We start from the raw sequence: 338 nt of genomic DNA, 5'->3' as shown, positions 1-338 counted from the left end.
GCCCGCTTCCCCCGCGCCCGCCGCGACAAGCGCACCGCCAACCACCGCCGAGCCGTCCAGCGCGTTGCCGACCTGCACCGCAAGGTCCGACGCCAGCGCCTGGACCACGCCCACAAGACCGCCTTGGATCTGGTTCGCGACCACGACTTCATCGCGCACGAAGACCTTGAGATCCGCAACATGGTCAAGGCCCCCGTGCCGAAGCCCGACCCTGACCAGCCGGGCAGTTTCCTTCCCAACGGGGCGGCGGCGAAGGCCGGGCTCAACCACTCGATCTCTGATGCCGGATGGGGGGTGTTCCTGACGATCCTGCACGCCAAGGCTGAAAGCGCCGGACG

1 protein-coding gene is annotated in these 338 nt (G+C 68.9%); it reads left to right on the top strand.

All coding sequences use genetic code 11. The features are described from left to right. Positions 1–338 (top strand): transposase (locus LZ604_RS35600; RefSeq protein ID WP_234520377.1); only part of this gene is annotated, 338 nt, incomplete at both ends.

Source organism: Streptomyces glomeratus (assembly GCF_021462825.1).
Lineage (GTDB): Bacteria > Actinomycetota > Actinomycetes > Streptomycetales > Streptomycetaceae > Streptomyces > Streptomyces glomeratus.
This window is presented reverse-complemented; position numbering and strand designations above follow the sequence as displayed.